Origin of the sequence: Poriferisphaera sp. WC338, from assembly GCF_050931845.1 — a bacterium.
GTDB lineage: Bacteria > Planctomycetota > Phycisphaerae > Phycisphaerales > Phycisphaeraceae > Poriferisphaera.
This window is the reverse complement of sequence record NZ_CP194516.1, coordinates 635291-661003: the sequence shown is the minus strand read 5'-3', so window position 1 is coordinate 661003 and position 25713 is coordinate 635291. Positions and strand designations below refer to the sequence as shown.

At 45.6% G+C, this 25713-nt stretch carries 21 protein-coding genes and 1 tRNA gene; 12 read left to right on the top strand and 10 right to left on the bottom strand.

Annotated elements, in window-relative coordinates:
* The first annotated feature begins 235 nt into the window (after positions 1 to 235).
* From fabD to ACQ6WK_RS02655, 4 genes are all read left to right on the top strand, one after another.
* Positions 236 to 1162 (top strand): ACP S-malonyltransferase, encoded by a 927-nt coding sequence (gene fabD, locus ACQ6WK_RS02670; RefSeq protein WP_432799197.1) that lies wholly within the window; start codon positions 236 to 238, stop codon positions 1160 to 1162.
* Positions 1163 to 1589: 427 nt separating this feature from the next.
* Positions 1590 to 2315 carry a lytic polysaccharide monooxygenase gene (locus ACQ6WK_RS02665; protein WP_432799196.1) on the top strand — a complete coding sequence of 242 codons (726 nt, stop codon included), beginning with the start codon at positions 1590 to 1592 and terminating at the stop codon, positions 2313 to 2315.
* Positions 2316 to 2648: 333 nt separating this feature from the next.
* Entirely contained in the window at positions 2649 to 2972 is a 324-nt protein-coding gene (locus ACQ6WK_RS02660) for a hypothetical protein (protein ID WP_432799195.1), read from the top strand.
* Positions 2973 to 3021: 49 nt separating this feature from the next.
* Positions 3022 to 3327: a hypothetical protein gene (locus ACQ6WK_RS02655; RefSeq protein WP_432799194.1), complete on the top strand. Its 306-nt coding sequence runs from the start codon at positions 3022 to 3024 to the stop codon at positions 3325 to 3327.
* A 275-nt stretch (positions 3328 to 3602) separates the two neighbouring features.
* Here the strand turns inward: ACQ6WK_RS02655 and ACQ6WK_RS02650 are convergent, their stop codons facing one another.
* On the bottom strand, positions 3603 to 3974 hold the full coding sequence (locus ACQ6WK_RS02650; RefSeq protein ID WP_432799193.1) for a DUF3568 family protein: 372 nt from the start codon (positions 3972 to 3974) through the stop codon (positions 3603 to 3605).
* 167 nt (positions 3975 to 4141) lie between these two features.
* Positions 4142 to 4480 (bottom strand): hypothetical protein, encoded by a 339-nt coding sequence (locus tag ACQ6WK_RS02645; protein ID WP_432799192.1) that lies wholly within the window; start codon positions 4478 to 4480, stop codon positions 4142 to 4144.
* Between the two features lie 284 nt (positions 4481 to 4764).
* Between ACQ6WK_RS02645 and gpmI the strand changes: the two genes are divergently transcribed.
* Positions 4765 to 6396, top strand: a complete 1632-nt coding sequence (gpmI, locus tag ACQ6WK_RS02640) for a 2,3-bisphosphoglycerate-independent phosphoglycerate mutase (RefSeq protein WP_432799191.1) — start codon at positions 4765 to 4767, stop codon at positions 6394 to 6396.
* A gap of 82 nt (positions 6397 to 6478) precedes the next feature.
* On the opposite strand, the gene ACQ6WK_RS02635 is transcribed toward gpmI, so the two are convergent.
* From ACQ6WK_RS02635 to ACQ6WK_RS02615, 5 genes are all read right to left on the bottom strand, one after another.
* Positions 6479 to 7141 carry a hypothetical protein gene (locus ACQ6WK_RS02635; protein ID WP_432799190.1) on the bottom strand — a complete coding sequence of 221 codons (663 nt, stop codon included), beginning with the start codon at positions 7139 to 7141 and terminating at the stop codon, positions 6479 to 6481.
* A gap of 216 nt (positions 7142 to 7357) precedes the next feature.
* Complete coding sequence (locus ACQ6WK_RS02630) at positions 7358 to 8032, bottom strand: ATP-dependent Clp protease proteolytic subunit (protein ID WP_432799189.1); 675 nt, start codon at positions 8030 to 8032, stop codon at positions 7358 to 7360.
* 93 nt (positions 8033 to 8125) lie between these two features.
* On the bottom strand, positions 8126 to 8416 hold the full coding sequence (locus ACQ6WK_RS02625; protein ID WP_432799188.1) for a hypothetical protein: 291 nt from the start codon (positions 8414 to 8416) through the stop codon (positions 8126 to 8128).
* A gap of 117 nt (positions 8417 to 8533) precedes the next feature.
* A complete protein-coding gene (locus ACQ6WK_RS02620; protein ID WP_432799187.1) occupies positions 8534 to 9127 on the bottom strand; it encodes a rhodanese-like domain-containing protein in 594 nt (197 codons plus the stop codon).
* Positions 9128 to 9200: 73 nt separating this feature from the next.
* The gene (locus tag ACQ6WK_RS02615; protein WP_432799186.1) at positions 9201 to 9467 is read right to left on the bottom strand and encodes a hypothetical protein; all 267 of its coding nucleotides are present in this window, start codon (positions 9465 to 9467) and stop codon (positions 9201 to 9203) included.
* A 193-nt stretch (positions 9468 to 9660) separates the two neighbouring features.
* Between ACQ6WK_RS02615 and ACQ6WK_RS02610 the strand changes: the two genes are divergently transcribed.
* Positions 9661 to 9748, top strand: a tRNA-Ser gene (locus tag ACQ6WK_RS02610).
* Between the two features lie 331 nt (positions 9749 to 10079).
* Here the strand turns inward: ACQ6WK_RS02610 and ACQ6WK_RS02605 are convergent.
* Positions 10080 to 12194, bottom strand: coding sequence for a secretin N-terminal domain-containing protein (locus ACQ6WK_RS02605; protein ID WP_432799185.1), 2115 nt, complete (start codon positions 12192 to 12194; stop codon positions 10080 to 10082).
* Positions 12195 to 12290: 96 nt separating this feature from the next.
* Positions 12291 to 15005 (bottom strand): alpha-mannosidase, encoded by a 2715-nt coding sequence (locus tag ACQ6WK_RS02600; protein WP_432799184.1) that lies wholly within the window; start codon positions 15003 to 15005, stop codon positions 12291 to 12293.
* 821 nt (positions 15006 to 15826) lie between these two features.
* Between ACQ6WK_RS02600 and ACQ6WK_RS02595 the strand changes: the two genes are divergently transcribed.
* The 5 genes from ACQ6WK_RS02595 (at position 15827) to ACQ6WK_RS02575 (ending at position 22740) form a co-directional block, all read left to right on the top strand.
* Positions 15827 to 16654: a type II secretion system protein gene (locus ACQ6WK_RS02595; protein WP_432799183.1), complete on the top strand. Its 828-nt coding sequence runs from the start codon at positions 15827 to 15829 to the stop codon at positions 16652 to 16654.
* 172 nt (positions 16655 to 16826) lie between these two features.
* Entirely contained in the window at positions 16827 to 17543 is a 717-nt protein-coding gene (locus tag ACQ6WK_RS02590) for a PEP-CTERM sorting domain-containing protein (protein ID WP_432799182.1), read from the top strand.
* A gap of 135 nt (positions 17544 to 17678) precedes the next feature.
* Positions 17679 to 19322 (top strand): hypothetical protein, encoded by a 1644-nt coding sequence (locus ACQ6WK_RS02585; RefSeq protein WP_432799181.1) that lies wholly within the window; start codon positions 17679 to 17681, stop codon positions 19320 to 19322.
* A 27-nt stretch (positions 19323 to 19349) separates the two neighbouring features.
* On the top strand, positions 19350 to 20048 hold the full coding sequence (locus ACQ6WK_RS02580) for a histidine phosphatase family protein (protein ID WP_432799180.1): 699 nt from the start codon (positions 19350 to 19352) through the stop codon (positions 20046 to 20048).
* A gap of 88 nt (positions 20049 to 20136) precedes the next feature.
* A complete protein-coding gene (locus ACQ6WK_RS02575) occupies positions 20137 to 22740 on the top strand; it encodes a glycoside hydrolase family 9 protein (RefSeq protein ID WP_432799179.1) in 2604 nt (867 codons plus the stop codon).
* A 102-nt stretch (positions 22741 to 22842) separates the two neighbouring features.
* Here the strand turns inward: ACQ6WK_RS02575 and ACQ6WK_RS02570 are convergent, their stop codons facing one another.
* Positions 22843 to 24015, bottom strand: a complete 1173-nt coding sequence (locus tag ACQ6WK_RS02570) for a GNAT family N-acetyltransferase (protein ID WP_432799178.1) — start codon at positions 24013 to 24015, stop codon at positions 22843 to 22845.
* A gap of 551 nt (positions 24016 to 24566) precedes the next feature.
* On the opposite strand from ACQ6WK_RS02570, the gene ACQ6WK_RS02565 reads away from it, so the two are divergent.
* Positions 24567 to 25673, top strand: a complete 1107-nt coding sequence (locus tag ACQ6WK_RS02565) for a LacI family DNA-binding transcriptional regulator (protein ID WP_432799177.1) — start codon at positions 24567 to 24569, stop codon at positions 25671 to 25673.
* Positions 25674 to 25713 lie beyond the last annotated feature (40 nt).

Below are 25713 nucleotides of genomic sequence, written 5' to 3'. Positions count from 1 at the left end.
ATTTCAGCGTACATGAAGTCAGATATCGCGACGGTAGATAATGCTATGTGCGCGCCATTACAATTTCGTCGGCCCAAAGTGAAAAAATTAGCTGAAAAATAGCATCCCCGATGGCTACCCCCAAAGCACATAGGCATGATGATGTAGGGTGAAAGTGGTGGAAAGTATTGACGGTCGCTAAGATATTCGGACCGAACGAACTTAAATCTAACATCAAGGATTCGAGATAAGACAGATGAGTGAGACCGCAAAATCTTTCGTGTTGTGTCCGGGACAAGGTGCCCAAGCTGTGGGAATGGGCAAGGCGTGGTTCGACAAGTATCCCGTTGCAGCACAAACCTTTGCAGCAGCAGACGCTGAATTGGGCATTGAACTTTCCAAGCTCTGCTTTGAAGGACCAGCTGAAGAGCTGAACAGGACAGACATCGCACAGGCAGCCATCTATACCACCTCCGTAGCCTGCTACCAAGCCTTGATGGAAACCGAAGCGATCGCGCCGATCGGTTTCACTGCGGGCTTATCATTAGGCGAGTTCACAGCCCTGCATCTAGCTGGTGCGTATGACTTTCTTGACGGGCTGCGACTGGTGAGATTGCGTGGCCAGGCAATGCAGGAAGCTGCAGACGCATCCGAATCGTCCATGGTCGCAATCACCGGCGATGCGAATGAAGAAGCAATCAATGAGTTGTGTGATAAAGCACGGGGCGATGGGATCCTCGTGCCAGCCAACTTTAACTCGACCATGCAGGTTGTGGTAAGTGGATCATTGGATGCGTGTGAACGTGCAGTTAAAGTAGCCAACGAAATGGGATTGAAACCAACACCATTAACGGTAGCCGGCGCGTTCCATTCACCGATCATGGCGCCAGCAGCAGACAAGCTTGCAGCAGCTTTAGATAAAGTTGAATGGGAAACGCCAAAGGTACCGGTACTGTCGAACGTTACTGGCAAACTCCACGACAATGAAAACATTGCCTCGATCAAAAAACTTTTAGTCGCACAGCTAACCAGCCCTGTACGTTGGAGCCAATCAATGCAGTGGGCTGCAACCAACACAGACATGCAGATGGTCGAAGTCGCACCGGGTAAAGTGCTCACGGGTTTGATGAAACGAATTGACCGCAAACGCAAAGTACAGAACCACGCGAACCCTGCGGAGTAACTTAAATCTATCCACAAGATAGACACTACATGAACAATTATAACCGCTAGCTCACGCTGGCGGTTTTTTATTGCGCATGACAGCATCTATCTGATGATTAGACATTATCTGATGACGTATCTGTAAAATCTCCACCACAATTCCGCAAACAAGTGGCGACAGTCACACCTGCGAAAGAAATCAAAAACACTTGTTTTTCAGTATAAAATCAACATTGTCTACTAAGACACACAAAAAGAACGGCTCCGCTAAGCAAGAACCTATTGACACACGTCAGTGACTGATCGCTAACAGAAAATAATTCACAAGCACATGAAATTAGAAGGTGATTCACAGTCCCGGTCCTTAGACTGCGCGGCAGTGTTTCGGCGTTTGTGTTTACTGCCGAGTGTTTAGCCCCAGTTGTTCAACTAAAAGGAATTGGTTTATGAGACACGCACTTAGCCTTACTGTTGCGATCGCACTTTCTTCTTCTGCTACAGTCGCCTTTGGTCACGGGTCGGCCATTTCACCAGCCAGTCGCGTATGGAACGTACGGCAATCAAATCCGGAGAACCCATCGTTTGAGCTTGCACGTCAAGCAATTCAAATGGACGGCAAGAATGCTTACTACACATGGAATCAGGTTTCACAGAATATTCCAGCGGCCGTTCAAGCAGGTTTGCCCGCTGGGTTTGATTACTCGCCGTGGGTACCGGATGGCCAAATTGCCTCAGGTGGAAACAGCCAGTACTCAGGATTAAATCAAGTGAGCGATCAATGGCCAACCACAGATGCAACAGCAGGCGAAACGCTAACAGTGGACTTCCATGCCACTGCGGTGCACGAACCAAGCGTTTGGGATGTGTGGATGACGACTGAAGATTGGGACCCAAATACAGCAATGAATTGGGATCAAATGGAGTTTCTCGGCCGACCTAACCCGGTATTGAACGGCAACCACTACATTTTCGATATTGAAATCCCGGAAGATCGCTCCGGCCATCATGTGCTTTGGATCGCATGGCAGCGGAATGATCCTGTCGGCGAAGTATTCTTCTCTGCATCAGATTTGAACATTGCAGCAGCAACTGTGCCAGAGCCCGCGTCGCTTACACTGCTCGGGATTGGCACAATGGCAGCGATGCGTCGTCGTAAAAAAGTGATGAACTAATTCAGCGCAGGCTGTGAACATCAAGGATTGAAGTTTCGGCCTAATAATGTCTATCCCTCCCCCTTCCCACCCGCTGGCTATGCTGGCGGGTTTTTCATGCATCGCGCCAAACCAGCTTTGGCAATCAGCGCCAGATCAATTCCAGCCACCCGGACCATACGGGTAAATGTGTTTCCCTATCATTCTCACTAAACGCTAACATGCTTTATTTACAGACTTTGTGCTAAGCTTGTCCGATAATTTTTTTTGATGTGTTTTCTATGCCAGCTCTTGATCATTTGCTTTATCATATAAGGTGCTTTACTGAAGCAGATCCATCGCGGAGCGAATGCCATGTTGAGATTTATAGGGGTCATGTTGGGTACCGCATTGCTGTGTGCAGTGTTGGCGGGGGCAGGACACTTCACCCAAAACACCCTCACGCATACAGCATCATCAACCACAACCGAACCTAATGGAACGCCATCTGTGATGCCATGGGGTGAATTCATCGAAGATGCGATTGTATTTTCGATACTTGGCTTGTTGGGCGGATTGGGCATGGGGCTCGTGCTGGCTATTGCAGACCATGAACTATGGGCAACACCTAAGTTTAAGCAGCAGGTCCGCCGCACACGCCAACTCGAACTGAAGCGCGTCACAAAATCGCCGGTGTAAACCAAGTCTGCCGATGATCATAAAGCACCCAGCCCGTGCGGGATCAGTTATGGTCATACGATTTATCATCATCACACTGCTAACTATCGTACTGCTTGTCGGATTATCCGCTGCTGGTGGCTATTACTTTGCAGCTGATGCACCAGATGGCATCACAATCAACCAACGGTCGTTGGGAGCCACACATACACAACATACACACTCAATCACATCCATCGAAGAGGCAAAACGAACCGGCCTACTGATCGGTGCAGGCTTGGGATTGATGCAAGGATTCATTTTCGGACTGACATTTGCGTGGGTAGATTTGTATGTGAGGAAGAAAGAATCACACACTGCAAAACACGACACATAAAATCCATACTTCACAGCATCAGAAATTATCATCCCGCACCAAACGATATACATAAGCATGATCTTAGTAGGCGCATAAAAAATGCCCTGCCCGAGTTTTCACTCAAGCAGGACGTGGAGCATGGCACGGTGTCTTCCCAAAGTCTCATCCGTGAAGGCTCATGATCCTTATCCCGCAAGGTAAAGACCACTTATCCCGGGTTGCTCCCGATACCCGCTATTTCTTCCGTGATCAAGCGTGTATCACCGGGGACGGAACCACCTTTCCCGCTAGGCTTACATGTGCTGGCGGATGTTATCGAAGATCTCAAGGGATTTCGGTTCGTTGCCCATGGATCCAACATGGATCTGTACTTTGGACACGTTGTTCCCTTGTTTAGTAATCCGTATTTCGACCTTTTCATCGCTGTCAGTACGGGCGATGATCTTCGCATCATCTGCACCTGCGTATTTGTTGATCACAATGTACTTCTGATCGGTCAACGCTTTTTCTGTTGCTGTCGCAACCGCTTGTGGATTGCCATCGACATAACCCGTGATGGTGCCAAAGTCATTCGTAACATTTGGCTGGCTGGTCGAACATCCCAGTAAAGTGATGGTCAATACTACAGCAAATAGTGACATTAATGCGGTGGAACTTTTTAACATTTGACTAAACTCCTTGTGAAACATCGGGGCGAAACATTGACGCCACCCAACTCACACGGATCATATCGTCTGAGTTTGAGACTTCCTGTAGGCAATGTAGAAATTTTTTTTCCGCAATCTCCGTAAAGCATTCAGCAGGCACTTACGGACACATGATGTCCGATACTTTACCGCTTGTCAGGGAGCAGAGAGATAATCGCGGGCATCAGAAAGATGATGGCGATGAGCCCGGAGATGAGAAGGGGTTTACCCGGCTTATCTGAAATTTGGGCGAGAAGACCCCCAATCAGGATGGAGGTAGCCGCAGCGCAGAAGAAAAAAATGGTCTTGAAACGAGCCAGAATACGGTCAAATTTCTGGACTTGCTCTGAGGCAGAAATACCGACCCCCTTGCCCGTAGTCAGGTTGTATGCGTTCCCGCACTCGGGGCAACTGCCAATGTTAGGCAGACCAAGCAGATTGTATTTGCACTTGCTACAGATTGGGTCATCTGAGTGATGAGTCATTTCGGGCTCCAGGAACTTATTTGCCTCCATATGATAATGACGGAGTGATCAAGAGGGAATTGCATGCACACAGCATATTTGGCGAGAACACCAGCGGTATGACAGGCAACGGCGGAGTCTCTACAATCTTGGAGAAAAGGAGGGGAAAGTGTTCTTTGTTTGCCAACCGCTAGGCCAACAATTTTAGCGTCGGCAAATCGAGCAAACCAAACAAAAAGTAAACAGTTTATGATTGATTGGGTGGCTCGGCAGGGTGTCGGACTCCCTCCAGAAAGGATGAAGCTGTGTCTGAAAGTGCAAAACCAGTGGTACTGATCGTTCGTGACGGGTGGGGATTTAACCCGAACGAGAGCCATGATGAATTCAATGCGATCAAGCTGGCGAACACGCCGCGAGGTGATGAACTGCTGGCAAAATATCCGTGGACACTGATCCATACCAGCGGCGAGGATGTGGGCCTGAATGACGGCACGATGGGCAACAGTGAGGTTGGGCACCAGAACATCGGCGCAGGCCGCATCGTGAACCAGGAATCGGTACGCATCACCAAGTCGATCCGTGACGGATCATTCTTTGAGAACAAAGCGATGGTCGAAGCAGTTGACCGCGCAAAAGCCAATGACGGCACAGTGCATCTACTGGGTATTGCTAGTGATGCGGGTGTACACGGTTTGCTCACACATTTGTTTGCTTGCATTGAACTTTGTAAGAAGCGTGGGCAGAAAAAAGTCGCGATCCACTTGTTCTGTGATGGCCGCGATACTGGGCCATTCACTGGCAAAGGTTATATTGAACAGATCGTTAAAAAGTGTGATGAGCTTGGCGTCGGCCAGGTCGCCAGTGTGATTGGTCGATACTATGCGATGGATAGAGACAATCGCTGGGAGCGGGTCAAGATGGCGTATGACCTGTTCACAAAGGGTGAAACGAACGGTGAAGTAGCTCCGAATTATGACGATGCACTCACCGCGGTTCAGGGCTACTACGACAATCCGACAAATGATTCGCAGAATGGCGATGAATTCATCATGCCGCGAACAGTGGGTGATGCAGAAAGCACTCGCATCAAAGACGGTGACAGCGTGATCTTCTACAACTATCGCGGCGACCGGCCACGTGAGATCACCCGCGCCTTCATGCAGCCTGACTTCTATGGCAATGTATTGCCCTCCCCTGACAGTGGCGAAAAGGGTTTCGATCGTGGCAAACAACTTGATTTAAAATATGTTTGCATGACCGCGTATGACGAGAGCTTTAAGGATTGGCCGAATCTACTGGTGGCATACGTGAAGCCACCGAAGATGGCGAACATCGGCGGAGAATATCTCTCAAAGATGGGTAAAACACAGTTCCGTTGTGCGGAGACGGAAAAGTTTCCGCATGTGACGTTCTTCTGCAATGATTACCGTGAGGAACCGTTCCCGGGTGAAGGCCGCCAAATGGCTCAGTCTCCGAAGGTCGCAACTTATGACTTGCAACCGGAGATGTCGGCTCCTGAGATCAAACAAATCGTGCTGGATCGGATCAATGCTGCAGACGGTGAAGATTTCATCCTTGTAAACTTTGCTAACGGCGACATGGTCGGCCATACCGGTAAACTGGACGCCGCGATCAAAGCGGTGGAAACAGTTGATACTTGTGTCGGCGAGATTGTCGATGCAACACTCGCCAAGGGTGGAAAGTTGATCGTGACCGCGGACCACGGTAACGCTGAGCAAATGTTCAACCCAGACACTAACGCACCACACACCGCTCACACACTTTACGATGTTGAGTGCATCGTCGTGGGCGCGGACCTCGAAGGATCAGATGTGAAACTTCGTGAGGGTGGGCGACTGGCCGATGTGATGCCAACAGCATTGAAGCTGTTGGGTCTTGATCAACCGGCAGAAATGACCGGGCAAAGTTTGATCTAATCACTGAATAGATACATAAAAAAAGCTCATCGGCAAAAACCGGTGGGCTTTTTTTGTTGATGAATGTCATGGCTAAGCCGCACTAGTTGTAAGGGCTTGGACCTCGTGGTGGCACATCACCCGCACCAGGCGGGATTGGACCATTAGGGCCGGGAACTGATCCGCCCCCGCTAAGGTTTGGCGGCATTGGAGGTTGTGGCTTCTTCGGTGACCCACCATCACCGCCCGAAGATGGCGGCTGATCAGGATCAAAAGGGGTATTGCCAGTCGCGTTATCGCCAAGATCATTCTCGCCAAGAAGCGCGAAGAAGCGTTTACGAAGTAGCTGCGATGCAAAAGTAATGTCATCTGCGTGAATCACCAACGCCGGTAGATTACGAGGCCGAACGAGAAGCGGATAAACATAATTGATGTTGATTTCCGCAGACAACATCGCAGTACAAATATCCTCAAGCGTCGACCCATTGGTGAGTTCAACAACAAGAACATCATGTTGTGAAAAAGGAAGGCCATGCCGTTCAAGCAAACGCTTGGCAAGAATGGCCCGCGAAGTCAACAATCTAACAACAGCGTGATCCGCAGCATCAATCACACTAAAGCCAGCAAGCGTTAGCTGAGGTGCATTAAAAAGCTCGATTAAATGGTTGAGCTTTCCTACACGGTTGTCGAGAAAAACCGAGAACTGCGTGTTCGAAGGCGGCTCATACTTCGAGGTGGTTTCTGATTTGAACGAGGTTGATGCCATTTTAAATACTAGGTAGGTTTTTCAGGAAAGAAAGTCGCGATATTGATCAATTACACCATAGATATATAAATTCTCAGTTTGATAAAACGGACATGTGTTTGCATTGAGACTTACCTGTTTTTATAGGCCTGATTGGTGTCACGCAACATACTAAGAGAAGGTGCGTGCCTCAGTTTATTTGAGAAAATAGCTTCGCATTAACCCGAATATCCTCATTTATCGTTTCAACGACACCTTGTGCTGCGGGTCCATGATCTCGTCAACGACTTGATACTGCATGGCCTGCTGTGCGGTCATGGTACGATAAATGCCGCCTTGCAATGGGAACCATGTATCAGGAAGGTTCATGGTCTGCAAAATTACACGGTGATAAACATTCAAGGCTTTGTCCTTGTAGTCAATCGGCGTACCGGGCGAAGCAACCCCGCCATGTACCGTGAACAATGAGTTTTTATAGGCAATACGTTTCCCTGTACCTCCCGCAACCAAAAGCACACCACCAGACTTCACGTCAATGAGCGCATGTGTATTTACAGGTGGCTTAATCTGACGCATGGTTTGTATGATCGCAAGTGCAATATCGAGATCACCGCCAGAAGTGTTGATATAAAAATCAATGGGCGCAGTGTCGTCAAGCTCGGCTAGATACATCATATGCGCGATAATAGTACGACCAGATAGCGGATTAATATCGGTGGTAAGAATAATTTTACGCTTTTTCAATAGAGGAGAATCAAAATTGACGGTGAGATCTGGATAGCCCGCATCAAGTGCCATATCGACTTCGGTTGCGGTCGTGGGCATACGGTACTGAGCCGCACAGCCTGAAGCGATAAGCAACAGACAAACGACAAGCAACTGCAAAAATACAAAACGAAACAGAGTGGGCATACTCAAACTCCCAAAGGATGGAGATAAGAGAATGCGGCCAGGTTATGTGGATCTTGGCTTGAGTATGAGCCGGGGGGGATATTTGGTATATCGTTAATCGAGCATCAGGTATTTAAGGCTTTCCATCGGAATAATCGCGGCACCCGTGCGGCCAGGTTTTCGGACGACGATAAAATCATCGTATACCTTCACCTGCTTCACACCATCGAGTTGGCCCGGCGTCATGATCGTACCATCACTGAAATGAACACGTTCTAATCGTCCTTCAAGCCTGACCTCACTATTGAAAGAACTCGACTGGCTGGTTGACCATTGCGCAGATAGAACAGCTGTCATAAGTGCTACAAAACCAAACACCGCCAATGGGAAAAATCGATTGCTCATCCATTCGCTCCTTGTTCATGAGATTCTGCCAATCACAACAAACACACTGTATCTGTAGACGCAGTGGAGCGGAAGAAGTTCCCCGTTAATTCTGCTTAGTCGGTGACAAGTTTGAGACTAATACTGCGGCAGAGACGTATCAATCGCGGCAGCCCATTGATTGATGCCGCCCGCAAGTGAGTGAACATCCGTGAAGTCGTGCTGACGCAAAAATTCTGCAACTTGCAAAGACCGCTGCCCCGAACGGCAGATCACAATAATATGATCATCTTCGCGTCCATGCAGTTCATTCAACCGTCCCGCAAGCTCTTGCATCGGTATAAATGTATTCGGCTCAATGTGTGAAATCTTGTACTCTTCCGGCAAGCGCACATCAAGCAACACATAATCACCTTGTTCATCCATAAGTTGTTTTAAATGCCGCGGCGTAACTTCCCAATCAGATTGGAAGGGATAATTTGCTGGAAGCCCTTCAGAGACAAGATTGATCATCGACATAGGGCCACCCCTGTTAGTGTTTGATTTGTTCGGATTTGTTGGAAGTACATGGGATCGAAATGTTGTCAGCAATATCACAAGAACAAAGCTGACCGCGCCGATAATGAGGTAACGCTTGGTGCTTGCAAAAGTAGGATGCCAACCACCGGCAAAATCAGTTTGCGATTGGCGTGCCCCATGATCTGATGATGGGTTGTCGTCTGACTTGTCCATCTGATTATCTTATCGCCGTCTAACACATAAATCTGCTACATGTACCAGCCAAGTGTCACGTCAGCAACATGATTCAGGCTTTAACTTCGACACGGGTATATTGATCTAGGTTGCATACGACAATTTCACCATCGTCTTTGCGGAGAACCAACCGGTCGAGCCAGAGCTTGTCATCTTTACTATGAGCAAACCACGAACCGGTTTTTTGTTGTTCAAATTTTTCGATCGTACCTTCAACGGTGGTGTTCCAGTTTTCAAGTTTGCGTGGAATCTGTTTGGTGACCGCGACGCGCTGGCCAATCTTGAACGCGGCAGTATTCGTATTAGCGGGTTGATTCATCGTCTGCTCCTAATTAGGGTCACTATAACGATATCTGAAACGGCGGCAGGTGGAAAGTGGAGCGGCCTTGAACCAGATTTCCCCATTGGAAAGAGCTTGCGATTGGAAGAATGCGGGCTTGACGTGTATGAGTTGCTAGGTGGGCATTGATTCCCTAAACTCATTCCCCTGAATCGATTGAATTCAGCCATTTGGAGAGGTGACCGAGCGGCTGAAGGTGCTGGTTTCGAAAACCAGTGTAGGACTTGTGCCTACCGAGGGTTCGAATCCCTCCCTCTCCGCTTCCCCTGGAAAACAAACCAGGGTTTCCCATTTGCCCCTTGCTTGAAGGATCAAATGGGATTTTTTTATATACAAACCCTTCAAAAGTCACCTTGGACCTCTGCATTCCTAATCCAGAGATGCCGAATACTTGATCCGACCTCCTTCACCCCCGTCATGATGCCACACAAACATATCAAGAAGTTTTGAAATGATTAGTCATTTGCCGCGCAACCTGGCCACAAACACACGCATTAGATGATATGAATAAAGCCACCCCCTAAGCAAACCCTGACGCGTCCTCATGCCTAACATAATCACATCCACCTCTTACTCCATAAGTATTCTTTGCTACTGCATGAGTAGTGGCTGGCTACTTGGATACCCTTCATCCAGTTCTGCCTGCCTAAGACTTTTACTTGAGAAATACTTCAGATCAGAAAAATCATCGTCACGTAAAATAATGGGCCTTAGAAACACATAAATCACGGACTGCGAATCCCCTCTTTCTTGGCTGCTAAAAAGATACTCCAATATGGGCAATTCTCCCAGTATCGGAACCGCACTTTTTGATTCAGTCTGATCAAATCTTCTTACACCACCTACCACAATGGTATATCCATCAGGCACTGTGACCTCACTGGTAATCGTATTGGTCTGTCGGGGTGGCGGATTGCCATTTGAGCTCTCGCCCGAAAAACTGTTCAGTGTAATGTTATATTCAAGCCTGAGATGATCGCCTTCCGCAATATGTGGCGTCACAGAGATCTGTGTACCCGCCGATTCATAACCCCCAAAGCTTGTGGTTGATACCGTGTCCGATGCATTGACACTAGTAAAAGGTGCCTCATTAATACTATCAATTTTACCTGTTGCGTTGTCGTTGACGAGTAGCCTTGGCATCGCCAATATCTTGCTTTTCCCTGTAGTAGCCAATGCTTTCACGAGAAGATCAACAACATCTGTATTAATAAGCGTGCCATTAAAGCCGGGTCCTGGGATAAATGCCTTCTCTCCGGTCTCAGCATTAACTTCACCCAATCCAAAACTGCTAAAGAGCTGTGAACGTATACCATGACTCAAACGCACCTCGCCTCCAAGCTCAACGCCTAGAGATTCATTGTCGTTCTTATCCAACGTTACAACCGTGCATTCCACTAGAACCTGTGGCCGGCGCTTATCTAAAAGTGAGATAAGCTGCTCGTATACCTGATGCACATGTAGCGGCCCCATCACCAGGATACTGTTTGTATTCTTGTCCGCCGTCACATTTACGCCGGAGTCCAAACTATAAGCATCCTGCAAAATATTACTCTCCGCGTTCCTTTCAATCGCTTGCCCGTTAACACCAACAATCCCCTGCTCAATAAAACCACGATCATGTAAACTCTGGATCGTCCCCAACACTTCCTCTGCATCCGCATGATTCAATTTATATGAACGGATTGGCCGCTGTACAAAATCCGCTTCCACATCAAACTGCCCAATCAATTCTGAAATCGATTCATGCATTTGATCTACCGCAACCACAATAAGAGACATCGTTTTATCATCAGCAACGATCTCAAACTTCTGATGACGAGCTGACCCCGTTTTAATCAGCTTATGAATGATTTCACTCAAACTATCTGGCTGAGTAAACTTCAAACGGTACACCTTAACACTCCGTGGGATCACCCGATCTAATGACGTTGCGAATCTTGTTACCTCCGCAACAGCATCAGGCACGCCAAGAACAATAAGTTGATTCATTCTGTCTTCATGCAACACCGCCACTGTTTCCTGTTGCGGCACACCCGCCCCACCGCTAATTTGCTTCTTCTGTGCCAGTAATTTCGTTACCTGCTGAGCCAACTGCGCAGCATCAGCATGTTCTACATTCAAAAATTCCACCACCGTCTCTCGACCCGGCCGATCAAATAACCCCAAAATCTGTTGGACCTTCTCAATTCGCGATGAAAAGTCTGTCACGATAATTGCATTCTGATCAACAAGTACATTCACATTCCCGCCCGGCTGCGATAGAATCGGCTTGATTAGAACCTGCGAGGCCTGTGCCCCCGCATACTTAAATTGATAAAACCACGTCACTGCATCATAGTCAGCACGCTCTTCCGTCATTGCAATATCTGGTAATATTTCCGCCGAATTACTGAGCGATTTAATCTGTACCACACGTTTCCACCCCGCTTGGTCATCGACCAGCATCAACCCCTTCATCTCAAGCGCGCTTTGCAGAACCTGTAGAAGATTCGCTTTAGTCATCTTCCCCTGCATCTTTAGCGTTACCCGCTTGTTATTGATCGTTTCATCATAAAGAATATTCATCCCCAACTGCTGCGAAGCCAAGTCTATCAAAAATCGCAATTCCGTATTAGGCGAAAGAGTCAAATCAATCTCCTCGCTTAATTCATGATTAGACTCCGCATGCGTAAAGGGCCCGCCAAGCATAATGACCTGAATCATTACCACGATAAATGTAAACCAAATTATCTGAAGAGAATTTCTAACAGTTTCCATATGCCGTAGCCCTCATATGTTTCAGATTATTTTGATCTCACTCTAAAACTGCAAGATGGTGCGAAGTGTAAGAATCTGTTTTGGCTTGAAATCTAATATGATCCGCTTGCCAGAAATGACTGGTGCCGGCACATTGGTCACTTCAACACTTTCTGAGTTAACCAGTATGGCCTGAACGGGTGCTGCCGAATCAAAAATAATTTCTGTCTTACTCGCTGTTTCATTTGGATTAAAAAGACGGATCTCCAGCGCGTCATTAATAGTACGAACACTGGTTAACACTGCTGCTCCGGAAGTTCGGAAGAAACCTGTCTCTTGTGGAAGTGTTCTTTGTGAGCTACCCCAGTTGGCTTGATCCGCCGCATTGAGTTGCACACTCCGCAACCCTGCAGCCAGTTCACGGGAAAGATTAAATAGATGGGTACGATCAGGCTCACCTTGCCCGGGCAAAATTCTATAGTTGAACTTGAGCGGCTGTAGTAGCTGCCCGTCCGGCTCACCATCGGTAAGCACCGTACGACGAGTGGAGCGGAAAAGTGTCAGGGCGATAGGCCGATGAGGTAGATCGCAAACTGCAGATTCATATAGACCATGTGAGAGAATAGAGAGGCTGCGTCGACTGTCATAGACCGCGGTCCATTGCTGCTGTGGGTTGGTTTCAATTTGAATTTCACGCTCTCGGTGACGATTTGGCCGCAACGAAATAGAACGCTCAACAACATCAAATGGCGCATCTGCAAGATAATGATCATTCTTACAATCCGTTGGGAAAAGCACACGCAAACGATGATCTTTAATGTTGTTATCAATGCGCGTTTGAATGTCTAGGTATTTAGAGTCATGCCGCAAGGTTACATCAGAAACAATTTCAAAAGTCGAGTGTGATACTGTTCGATGCTCGCCTAAGCGATCGTAATGTTCAGGTAGCCTCATACGCGTATAAATGCGCATCGTACATTGCAACGGTCCGTTGTGAATGATGGCGACATCACTCGAAGCTGCGGCTGATGTAAAAACCTGATCATTGACGGGATTGCCGTGATACCAGCCGTCCCCCATATCGGCACTATCTTCAAAAGTCAGCAAATCGTTGTATGTGTTGTCCGTTTGCTTGTCATGTAAGGTGAGTGAACCATTCCGGTTTACGGTGACATCTAAGAATGCATTCGACATACCATGATCACTTGTCGCTAAGGGGATACCACTTGCACCGTGAAACGGGTTCGCCGTATCGCCTTTGGCTATGTAGAAGCTGGTATAACCGAGTGCAGGAACCTTCAGCGATAAAGCTACATCAACATCGTGCATCTTATAGGCTTCTGGGAATTTGTTATAGCGTAAACGTGTGTGCGTGCATTTGAGTTTTTTTGCCAATGTTTGATAGGTAAGCTCGTGACCCGCAAAATCTTCAAGATAAAAAATCGGTTCGTGTTCGAAGTTTCGATGATTAAGTTGCCCAGGCCAATCGACCGGTATCTTCAGTGTGAGCGAAGTAACACCTTCAAAAACATGTGGTGAAGCATTGAACACTACCACACGCATCCGATCGTCGGTCACATCGCCTTCAATATGCCCCGCAATTCCCTGAGTTGCTTCAAGTGTGATACGGTTACTGATTTGACTGCTTTGGCTAAAGCGGAATGCCATATCGCGGTGTACCTGATCAATGCTACAACCACATATCGAATCATGTGGATGATTTTTGATGAGCCATTTCCATGAGTGATCGAGGAAGCCATCTGGATAGGGTGTTTGCAGAAGATACTCCGCGATACTGCTGAATGGTTCTGCCCATACACAAAGTTGCGATTCGCACTTTGCGTTAGCTTGCTTAATCCAGACGCGCGATGATGCCACACCCGGAATAAGCCATTGCGAATCTTGCTCGATTGGCAACGTGCCCGGTTCGCGCATCTCACCTTTCCATGTGGCCTCAATTTGATCTGATTCTTGCAACAACTCGTTTAAATAAGTGTCAAGATCAGAATGCACCAATTCATAGCCGGGAAATTCGTTGTTCTCGAAGGCTGTAAAAAGATGATTATAGATATCTTCGTCCCAGCCAAGATGATCCGCGCCATCAAACATGATCAATGGCGATATCTCGGAACGCTTTGATTCATAGGCAAGAAATTTGCGTATAGCATCCACAATCTTTTGATAGGTTACGTTATTAACATGATCTCCCGCTTGTCGAACATGTGCAGCAAAACCGCAGTAGCCATCAATGCCGAAACGGTAGCAGGCGATCTGAGACTCATCTGCACCTTGCCATTGCAACGTGCTGTTTTCAATTTGGTTACTGCCTCGCCAAACAAATCCAGCCTTGATGTCAAAACTCTTAAGGATTTGCGGTAGCTGCGAAATGTGCCCAAACAGGTCGCACACAAATCCAGCGTTGGAGGGCTCAGCCCCAAAATCCCTAGCGATTTGCCTGCCGAGACGGAGATTGCGGATCATCGATTCACCGCTGATAAGAAATTCATCCGGCAGGACATACCATGGACCAATCTTTAACTTATGTTGCTTAACAAGCTGTTGAATAACACCTTTCTTCTCTGGCCGAATTTCCAGATAATCCTCAAGCATGATCGCCTGTCCATCAGTCTGGAAAGGTCCGCGCATCCGCTGGTCCGCAATACCAGCAGAAACGTGATCAAGAAGTTTGACGAGATTGTATCGATAATCCTGAAATGCCTGATACCATTCACGGTCCCAATGACTGCTAAGGACATAGTGCACACGCCGAATTTTCATATCTAATGATCCATTGTAATTATTTAAGTAGTTTGCTATGGATACAACACATCCAAGAGCGAAACGATACTTTTTGTCTCTTAAGTAAAACCCACTTGCAAAGGCGATCAGGTATCAAAATTTACGCCGGCATACTGCCTATCTATATAAAGATAGAAGAAGCACGGATGTTTCTATAGCTCAACATAAAGCTTTACATAAATTCAATCCGCTTACGTTCTCCATTTATGACATCGAAAGCTTCCTTTGCGGCCGCCTCCCTCCCTATTCAACAGCAATAGATGTTCCAGCAAAATTAGCCTGACAACTGGCAAACAGACCAACATGCCACATCTATTTCCCAAGCCACCGCCAACCAAGTTTATCATCATCCGAACCAATCCGTTACCATATTTTACCAATTTTTAATCATTTCCAAATCTTCCAAATAGCCTTCACAAACAACTCGTCTGCTTATACCACCAATCCAACAAAGCGAGCCTTATGGATTTAAATACCTTATTTTAAGATACTTACGTGACTTTTATGCTGAATACCTGGATACACCCAACCCTACTACGCCCCTTTCCACAAGAAATCTCCGAATAAAAATAAAAGAAACTTGATTTGAATAACGCCATGTGTTAATCTTTATTAATCTTCTTTTGGTTCTGCATGCAAACGACTCTGTCACAAGAAGAGGTACAAAGGCGAAACTCAGCAAATTTTAGATTCCGCCTCATATACAGCGTGTCATATCTATATCAGGGCAGATTGAGATTAAGACTGCCCGCAATGCTCGTCAGAGTGCTATTTAAGTATTGCGTTGAAAGGAATTCATTGTGAAAGCAGTACCCCCAAAAAGCCATAACACCAAGAGCAGCACACCGAAACATGCCCAGGTAAATTTCGCCTCGGGATTCACCTTGATCGAGCTGCTTGTAGTTATCTCCATTATAAGTTTACTTGTTGCCATACTTTTGCCAGCACTTAGTGCCGCTCGCGAAGCAGGACGCACCGTCAGCTGCCTGAGTACCGTCAGGCAAATGTCTTACGCCTTGACCATTTATGCTAGCGACAACAAAGATTACATCCCAATGGCATCGCAAGACAACGCGCCAAACGATCTTGACCCTTGGTGGAAGCTTCTTCGAGATGACTATTTAGAGGGAGATAAGGAGGGCGCGATGATGTGCCCTAACGCCGAAGATGGTGGCCGTCGCTACAATCACTCAATCCCCGGTGCACCTTTTTTTGAACCTGTAAGTACGGCTGGCGGGAACCATTACAACCATGGCTTTGATTATGCCATCAACTCCTTCTATTCAAGTAGAAACGACCAATGGTGGTATTCTCACCCTGTCAATCCCACATATAGATCCCTGCTCGAGATGCAAAATCCTTCCGCCCTCTTTTGTTTTACAGAAAGTCAGAATGTCTGGCTAGGCGGATGGGCTCCAGGCAATCACCTTATGTTTCGCCATGGCACAAAGAACGACGTGATCAATATTGGCTTTTTTGATGGCCACGCCGAGAGCTGGGGCGAATTAGAAGCCGGAACGGGAGAGAGCAGACTCATTAATATCCTGGGCCCTCCGTGGTACGCAGATCAACTCCCATGGCAGGACCGAGCATGGAGGGAAATTGAGAGGTATGACCCCACCCCCTAACCACCACAATCAGTACAAAACTGCTTACATTAATAATTTTTATTGTTTTGTTTTCTAATAGGATCGAAATGGCGGCGAAACAAGGAGAAAAGAAAGAATATTACTAGCTATTATTTCTGTCATATCGATATTTACTTTACATCATAAATGATTAATTTATGGAGGACACTAGATGAAAACGAATATTGTATTAACCAGCTTACTTCTCGGATCTTTAGCCTCGTCTGCTTCTGCAGCACTAATATTTGAAGATACATTTGACGGCGCTACATTTGATCCAATCTGGACAACAATCGCCGCCGGCGCGAACGCACCCGTTCTCACAGCCGACTTAGGTGATGATGGCGTTGGTGATGGTATCATGCGCATACAATCAGCCGACTGGACGAATCCAGTCATTGCCGCTGACACAAGAACATTCTTAGTAGATCCTACCTTGAATTTAGATGTAACATTCAAATTCAAGCTAAAAGATGGCCCTACTGCTGGAGCAAAACAAGCAAATCTCCAGATCAAAGATAGCACCTCTGGTGATGCGATCATACTAACCGCAGCAAATGGATCCCTAGATACCCCAACCACAGATTCGGCAAAAACCGGATGGTCGTTAGATAGCGTGTCTGATCTAGGAAATGGATGGTATGAATATACGATCCTTGTAGATGCTTCGGTTATTGTCGCCGATGCTATCCCCGCTCCAGATGGTATGGCGGGCTTTAACTTTGAAATAAAAACTAAGGGTGGAGCTCCTGAACGTGATCTGTTCTTTGATGATTTGCGTGTATATCACGGAGCAATCGGTATTCCCGAGCCAAGCAGCTTTGTACTGGCCGGCCTCGGTGGGCTGATTTTAGCTGCACGCAACATAAAGCGTCGATCGGCTAAATAATTCTAAATGATTCTCAATTTGCGAAACACAATATGGAATCTATTGGCAACTTTGAAATATAAGTTGCCAATAGCCCATATTTATGGTGCGGTTTCGTTTATAGCAGTATGCGGAATGTGATTGGATTAAATATCTATGGATTCTTTGTTATTAAGTCGTGGTGAGTTTGTACAGATTGAAAACGGATATGAAATGCTTCGCCAGCGATACATTTCTATACTTACGCATACACATACATATTCAGGTGTTTCACATCATGGCGGCACCGTTCGTCCGCCATATAACTACCACCAGCTCTCAGATTGGTGCGTGAAAAATCAAATCGATGCATTAGGAATGGGGTCGCCATATACGCCGAAATCCGTCAAGAACTATGCATTATATGAGGGCGAGAATAGATGGGCCTATTACAACAATAGTGAAGAAATTGATCAAGAATCGTTACTTCAATGCGATCGTGATGAAGTAAACCGAATGCTTGAATCGATCAATCGTATGTCGAATGAGAAAGTTCATTTTTACTTAGACAACGAAACACCCAAAGGACGGTTTGGGCATCTATGGTGGGTTGGTTACGAACAAGAAATGACGGCATGGCATGATTTTGATCAAGATTATGATCAATGGGTGTGTCAACATCCAGATGCATTAAAAGATGATGATGAACCAATGCCATTCAATCGTCGGACATATTCGCAAATAATTGCAATTCAACGATCTCATGGGGCAGTCGCATGCTGGGCACATCCAACTAGTTGGTGGCGCGGCAATGATGGACGCTTTATAACAAATATCGCAACTGAGATGCCTGCACATGTATTGGCTGACGGGTATTTAGATGCCATGGTTGTTATGGGCTATCAAGCCGATCGCCCCGAATACCGAGCAATCTGGCGAGCATTGCTTGATGAAGGATTCTGTGTAACACCTGTAGCTGAAATGGATCTTAGTTTATCAGCTACTAATTTACATGATCGCACCGATGTTTTCCTAACATATACCCCACATAGTCATTCAAATAAGCCTCACGCCACCATTGACTCCAAACAACTCGCAGCTTCAATACGTCACGGACACACCGTATGCTCAAGTGGCCCGCTATTAGAATTGCAAGCCGCAGGGCAACCCGTTGGTACCAAACTGGAAATCGCACCAAACGACCGAGTTAGTGTGGATCTAATTATTGGAAGCTCTGATCCTGAAACACGACTTGATCTTGTCGAACTCGTTGGCAGAGACGGACACGTTTGGTGGTCACAAAAAGATGTGCCCACAGGTTCTGTATCAATACAACTCCCGCCAATTGAACGACGTGACTATCTAGTCGCACAAGCATTTTCGCAGCGCAAAAGCAATGGTCGCTACCGTGATGTGGCAATAACAGCACCTATATACCTTCTACCCCAAGGAACCTCCTTGGCCAAACCGATGATCTCAAGTGTTAATCTTTCTATTCAAAGTAATTCTATATTTCGAGATGGGGAAATATCATTTGAAAGCGCACTTGGAGAATCATATGAAAAAGGCCGCGTAACTGGGGACACAATCTGCCAGGCGATGCCAGCTAATGGTCGCATAACATTGACCGCTAAAAACGGGCATAAATCCATAATTTACCTGATTAATGCGAACACACGATTACAGGAAATTCAACAATATCTTTATCGCGGCCGCTTTCTTAGAAATTTTCCAACATTGGAACATGGAGATATACCCGTTAAAGCGTGGCATCTTCAGGATTATCGCAATGCTATGGAGAACTTTTCTATTAATATTTAAGTACTAAATTTGAGCATGGAATAATATATGAAATTATATCTGATCAGACATGGTGAAATGGCTGGTGATGCCCATCGGCAATACGATGCAAGCAAACACCTTAGTGATTGCCTGTCACCTTTGGGATGTGCGGAGGCTGACCAAATGGCCGATGCATTGAGTGCAGTACCCTTTGACCGCATCTTTTCATCCCCACTAGGCAGAGCGATACAAACAGCTCAACCTCTCGCATCTTGCACTAACAATGAAATTGAAGTTTTACCTTGGGCCATGGAATGGCGACCTGCACCAGAATTAATTGCTGGTGATAATGCGAAGTATGAGGAAATGATGCAGCGTGTTTCTAAGAAGTATCCCGAAGAAACATGGAAAACTGAACTTGGAGAAGGTGCGCTAGAAATGGCGCATCGTGTGATTACTGGTTTTGTCTCATGGATGTCGGACATTGGCGTACATGCAAGGCACGGTGGCTATGTAATGGATGATCCAGATGATTCACGTAATATTGCTTTGGTAGCACACGGCGGATCATTGGGTCGGCTCGCATCCTTTCTGCTCGGCATCCCTACGTATCCACTATGCCCAATAAGTATGGCGCATACCGGAGTTGCTGTTTTTGAGTTCACTCGCCACATTGATGTTTGGCACCCGTATTTAAAGCTTTCCGCACCATACTCGCACGAGACCCTCCAAGTAACGCAAACAACAACAAATGACGTCTCATAGTGATGAAGTTTTATGCTTCGTTCGAATCTGAGTTAATGTCAGAATCAATACCACAAGTTTAATGTGTTTAAAATTTACAAGGATTAGCATGACAACAACAATAAGAAACATTCTGATTTCTGCCTTGCTGATATTCTCAAGTAGTGTCGGCAATGCAGCAGACTACGCGGATTTCCCAGAGGATTTGATTGGCCAATTCCCGATGGAGCAACCTGAATACCGCGGTGTTGATCAGGTACTCATATTGTCTAATCGCTGGGTAATTGTAGCAACTAAGAACGTTGATGATGTTGTCAACGAAATCAACAAACTATCCAATAATAGTCTCAATAACTTACTACGAAAATGGGATGAATCATTAAAGGTCGGAAGAAAAGATTGGGTGAGTTATAAAGAAAGCTGGGCTGTGCGTGATAAATTTATCTCGCAGGCTCGTGAGAATACTGGAGAACGGGACTTAGATAATCCTGATTATTATACAATCTCCAGCAGTGATGATTCGCAGTACACAACTCCTCTTTCTCCCATGCGTGCTACACGTCTGCTCGTATCACTTGGCGGGAAAGAAATACCTGGTAGTCATGACATTGATTACGCACATTATTCCTACTTGGAATTGCCTAAGGCAATGCAATCGGGGAAGCACTACACGATTCGTCTAAAGAACAAAAAACAGGTTAGATTTCTATATGATGAGAAGAAGACGGTTGCACGTTCAATCAAAGTAAATCAAGTCGGCTACTTAGCATCCGCCAAACGCAAGTACGCTTATTTAGGCTGCTATCTATTTGAATTTGGTGCCTTAGATTGCTCACACGCCAAAACATTTGAGGTAATTGATGTTTCCAGTGGAGAAACGGTTTATCGTGGTAAACCGACACTGCGAGCTAAATCTCAGCGATACATTAACAAAGATGGAAGCCAATCTAAAACCAAACCTTTAATTTCCGGTGAAGACGTTTATCAACTGGATTTGAGTAGTATCAAGAAGGAAGGATATTATTTCATCTCCGTACCGGGTATCGGTCGTAGCTGGCCTTTCCGAATAAGTGATGATGTATACGGAGATGTTTTCTATACTGCCATGCGTGGGCTATACCATCAGCGCGGTAGCTTTAAGCTAGACAAGAAATATACGCCTTGGTCCCGTAAACGCTACCATACCAAACCAATATACGAGTCCGAAGCAATCATTGGGCCACGCCATGGGGGTGGTTTTGCCAGTGTAAATAAAATGAACAGTAACCAATTCGATATTATTGGTGGAAGTATTGATCGAACAAAGAAAACAACTCAGGTCGAAGGCGGGTGGTATGATGCCGCAGATTGGGACCGTAAAGAAGATCATTACGTGGTCGTTTTTGATCTGTTAACCGCATACGAGCAATTTCCTGAAAAATTCACAGATGGCCAGTTAAACTTCAACGAGTCAGGAAATGGCATTCCTGACATTCTAGATGAGGCCGAATGGGGATTGCGTATTTGGCGCCATAGCCAAGATAAACGCGGGGGTGTTAGTGGGCAACTAGAAACATGGACTCACCCCAAGATCGACGCAGATGTTGATTACGCATTTGGCCAGCGCACACGGTGGACATCACTAACGTATGCTGCCGCCGCGGCACAATATGCGCAACTGGTCGAACCCTTCGATGCAAAGCAGGCTAAGACATATAAAGAATCTGCCCTCCGTGCTTATGAGTTCGGTACTAACCCAGACAATGCTCTGATAAATATCACGATTCACGGAAAGAAGAATCGAGGTAGGGGTGAACCATTTGAAATGAAATGGAGCGAAACAGAGGAATTAAATTACCCTTATCTTGTGCACGCTAAACTGCGTTTGTTCAAACTCACCAAAGATAAAAAATTCCTAGATGATCTCGGAACGATCAGCAGAAAAGCAAAGAAACCGTTCAATTGGAAGTTTACCCATAAAGATTGGTCCGCTTGGATTTACTGGGACATCATCAATAGCCCAGCTAAAAATTATCTTAGTGCTGATGTAGTGAATTATTGGCGAGATATCTATCTTAAAGGTGTTCCCGTTGGTTCTGGAACTAATGGTGGAGCCTTTGTTGGCAAAAATTTGATTCAAGTTACAGAAGCAATGCCTTATCGCAATACAAGCGCTATGACAAGAGAATTGTTTGCTTGGGGAGATTCAACCACAACGAACATGAATCGCTCTGCTTTCATCTCATATCAAATGACCCGCGACAAACGGTATTTGGATGTGATTGCTCGTAATGCAGATTTTACTTTGGGTGCCAATCCAATGGGTATGTCATGGACCACTAGCTTAGGATTCAGCTATCCGATTCATATTCAACATGAAGCAAGTGAGGAAGATGAATTCCTTGATCCTTATCCGGGCATCACACTTTATGGGATTACCAATGGGCCGCGATATTATATGTTCCGAAATAATGTTTGGGATTCCCCGGCTCCTGGCGGAAAGAAAGTTTCTTTTATAAAAGAAGAAAACAAATATATTCCTGCTCACCGTCGCTGGAGTGCGCATCCAACATTAAATACGCCTAAATGTGAGTTTACAATTCATGAAACCACGTCATCAACCATTTTTACCGCTGCTTGCTTAATGCCCGAAGGCTGGATGCCCAGCGAGCGATTAAAGAACCTGAAACCTCGTAAGGATGAGTTATTGTTCGGGTATTGGTATCTACCTTAAATATCTTTTAATCACTCTCTCTTTATTAAGCAGCTCGCAATTATTGCGAGCTGCGTTTTTTATTAAAATATGAATCACAATATTTAACGTGAAAATGCTTTCCTAGACATGATCGATTGGCATCAAGGACAATGGCAATGGGCACCATGCATCAAGAATACGTGCATTATATGGTATGGAGATTACACCAGAAGGCTGCGTTGGGCCGAATAATATTCGCATCCATTGCTCGCTTGTTGCTGTAAGTTGTGGCTCTTCTTCTGTTAATGAAACCGAAGCATGATTATGAGCAACACTTAATGAATAACGCCGACCAATATCACTGATTTCAATATTCACTTTCCCATCAATCATGTGACTGATACGGCAACGAGCATTCAATAGTGTACTTAGCGTTGCAAGCCAATCAAAAATCTGCCAATTACCCGAAGATTGGAGTGTAATACTCTCTGCACACGTTCCGAGTTGGCGTAAGTACTCCATATCCCATGGCCTAAAATAAAGCACAAGATCATCAAATTGTATTTCATTTTGAAATGAGCTAAGAGCTGCTAACTGTTGCTTATTATCAACAAGAACTAATTCTTTAATACTTGTCCTATTGGAATCTATCGTGGCATAACCTATAGGTTGGTCTGAGGAATCAAAAGCAACATATGGCTCAAGAGCACCATGTCGAAGAAAATCTTCAAATCTATCTGCAGGTCGTTCACACCTAATTTTCTGCTGACAATAAATCTCATACAAACGTGCAATGGTCTCTGAATTTTGGTTGATTGACCTAAATTTCAATGAATCCGCTTGCGAGTCAGCTGCTCGAATGCGTTTAAAACATGACGGGGTAAAGCGTGCAACATTCTGACATCCGCAAACTTCCCAACCGTATCGTCGATAACGATCTCGTAAACCAGCAAGATATGAGAGTTGATATCCATCACGTTTCATTTGCTTGATTGCAAAACGGAGCATTAATCCCATAAGCCCCTTGCCCTGCCAATCAGGATCCACCGCAATGCCGCCGACTCCACCAATTCGAAGTTTCTGATCGTACAAACACCAATCTATTGGGTAAATACCAAGAGTCGCAATTAATTTATCGCCTTCCCATATGGCATAAATGCAGTTCATCAATTCATCAGTAGGCTTATAAAGTCCTGACAAAAAGTACTCGAAACCATTTTCCCGCTGGTAATTAAAGGTACGATTCAAAAATTGTATTGCCTGCTCATAATCACGAGCAGTGAGTGGCTTAATTGATTTTTCGTTGTATGGCATGTTCGATCTTGTAACCAATATTGCCGAAGATTCGTCAACCACATGAACAGATGAATAAGCCGCAGATTCAGCAATGCCATTGATTTGAATGACTTCAACAGTGTTTTAATATAGAAGGAAAATCAGTTAAATACTGATTAAGCAATTATATAAATACGCACCCCAAAAAGGAACGTCTTTTTGTCCTTGAGGTAATTTCTTTTTCACATAGAAAGTGATCTACTTCTACATCACAATCAAATCTGCTAGATAGAGGTGTTATCTCTGCACCATTATTCAATTTCATGAAATTCAGTCATCGCTGAGGAATTTCCTACTTAAGTTGACAAAATGATTAACCCTAGACAAAATTATTGATCTTAATATATCACGTATCCGTGAAGTTCGGTACAATCGGGATCGTTTCCGGATAATCCATGGAGTAAGCCACAATTATTGCTGATCTTTCAAGTTTCCAAAGTACATCAGCCTATGCCTTTTGACTCACAAAACGCATGGCGTTAAATCGCGCACTCCGATAGCATTCCCATTCATACAAAACCTCTTTTCGATTGGAATATCCAATTAAGCAGGATCGAAAACGAACACTACAAGATATTGCCCGTGAAGCCAAAGTATCAGTCGCATCTGTATCGCATGCGCTAAACGGGAAAGGCCGACTATCACCAAGCACGCGCCGACTGCTAGAACAGCGGCTTCGTGATGCGGGGTATCGACTTTTCGCGCGGCGTTATCCCGTTCTGTATATTTGCCATCAAGATCAGTTTGAGGATGTTCAGGCCTATAAACCTATCTTTGATCAACATAGTGGGCTAAGCCGATTCTTTGTAGAAAATGGAATCAATCTTCGATTTGAGCTTTTATCCGTTCGCAATAAATCCGATCTTCGTGACGAGCTAATACGAATGCTTGAAGCGCAGCCCGCAGCAGTTGTGGTATCAACAGATCTACACGGGTTGGCATCGCATGTCGTTGCATGGTTTACTGAAAATGGTGTACCAGTTGTCCAAATTGGTCACACCAATAACATACAAGGTATACACTCAGTTGTAATTGATAACTTCACTGCAGGACGAATGGCAGCAGAGTACCTTGCTAAACAGGGACACAAACGTATTGGTATCATTAGATGGTGGGCAAAGAAAGACCCTGTTAGTGCCGAAACATTCGCAGGATTTTGCTGCGGACTCCAAGCAGCGGGTATTGATTTGCCAGATGAATACGTTGTTGAAACAGCAGAGCATACTTCTGCTTCTGGCCCACTCCAGGGGCGCGATGGGATGGACCAGCTACTTGCACTGGAACATCCTCCAACAGGTGTATTTGTTGAAAACTCAATGGTAAGCCCTTCACTAATCTACCCTTGTTCTTGTGAGGACAAAGAAGCATGGCTTAAAACTCAAGAAGTCGAGATGATACACTTTGAATCTTGGCACCTCGATTGGCTAGAATCGGCTCTCGGACAAAAACTATTATTCCCCCAGAGAGCAACCGCCCTCATCAAGATTGATTGGCAAATGGTCGGACAAGTTGCCGCCGAAAGAACGTTTGCCATAATCGAAGGAACCGAGGTCCATGAAAGCACGCAAATTGTTCGCATCGCACCTACACTCGTTCGTGCTGAAGGGATGGAAATAACACCCATTTCATTGTCATGATACTTGTCAAAAGTTATTGCGCATTCATTATCATGGAACA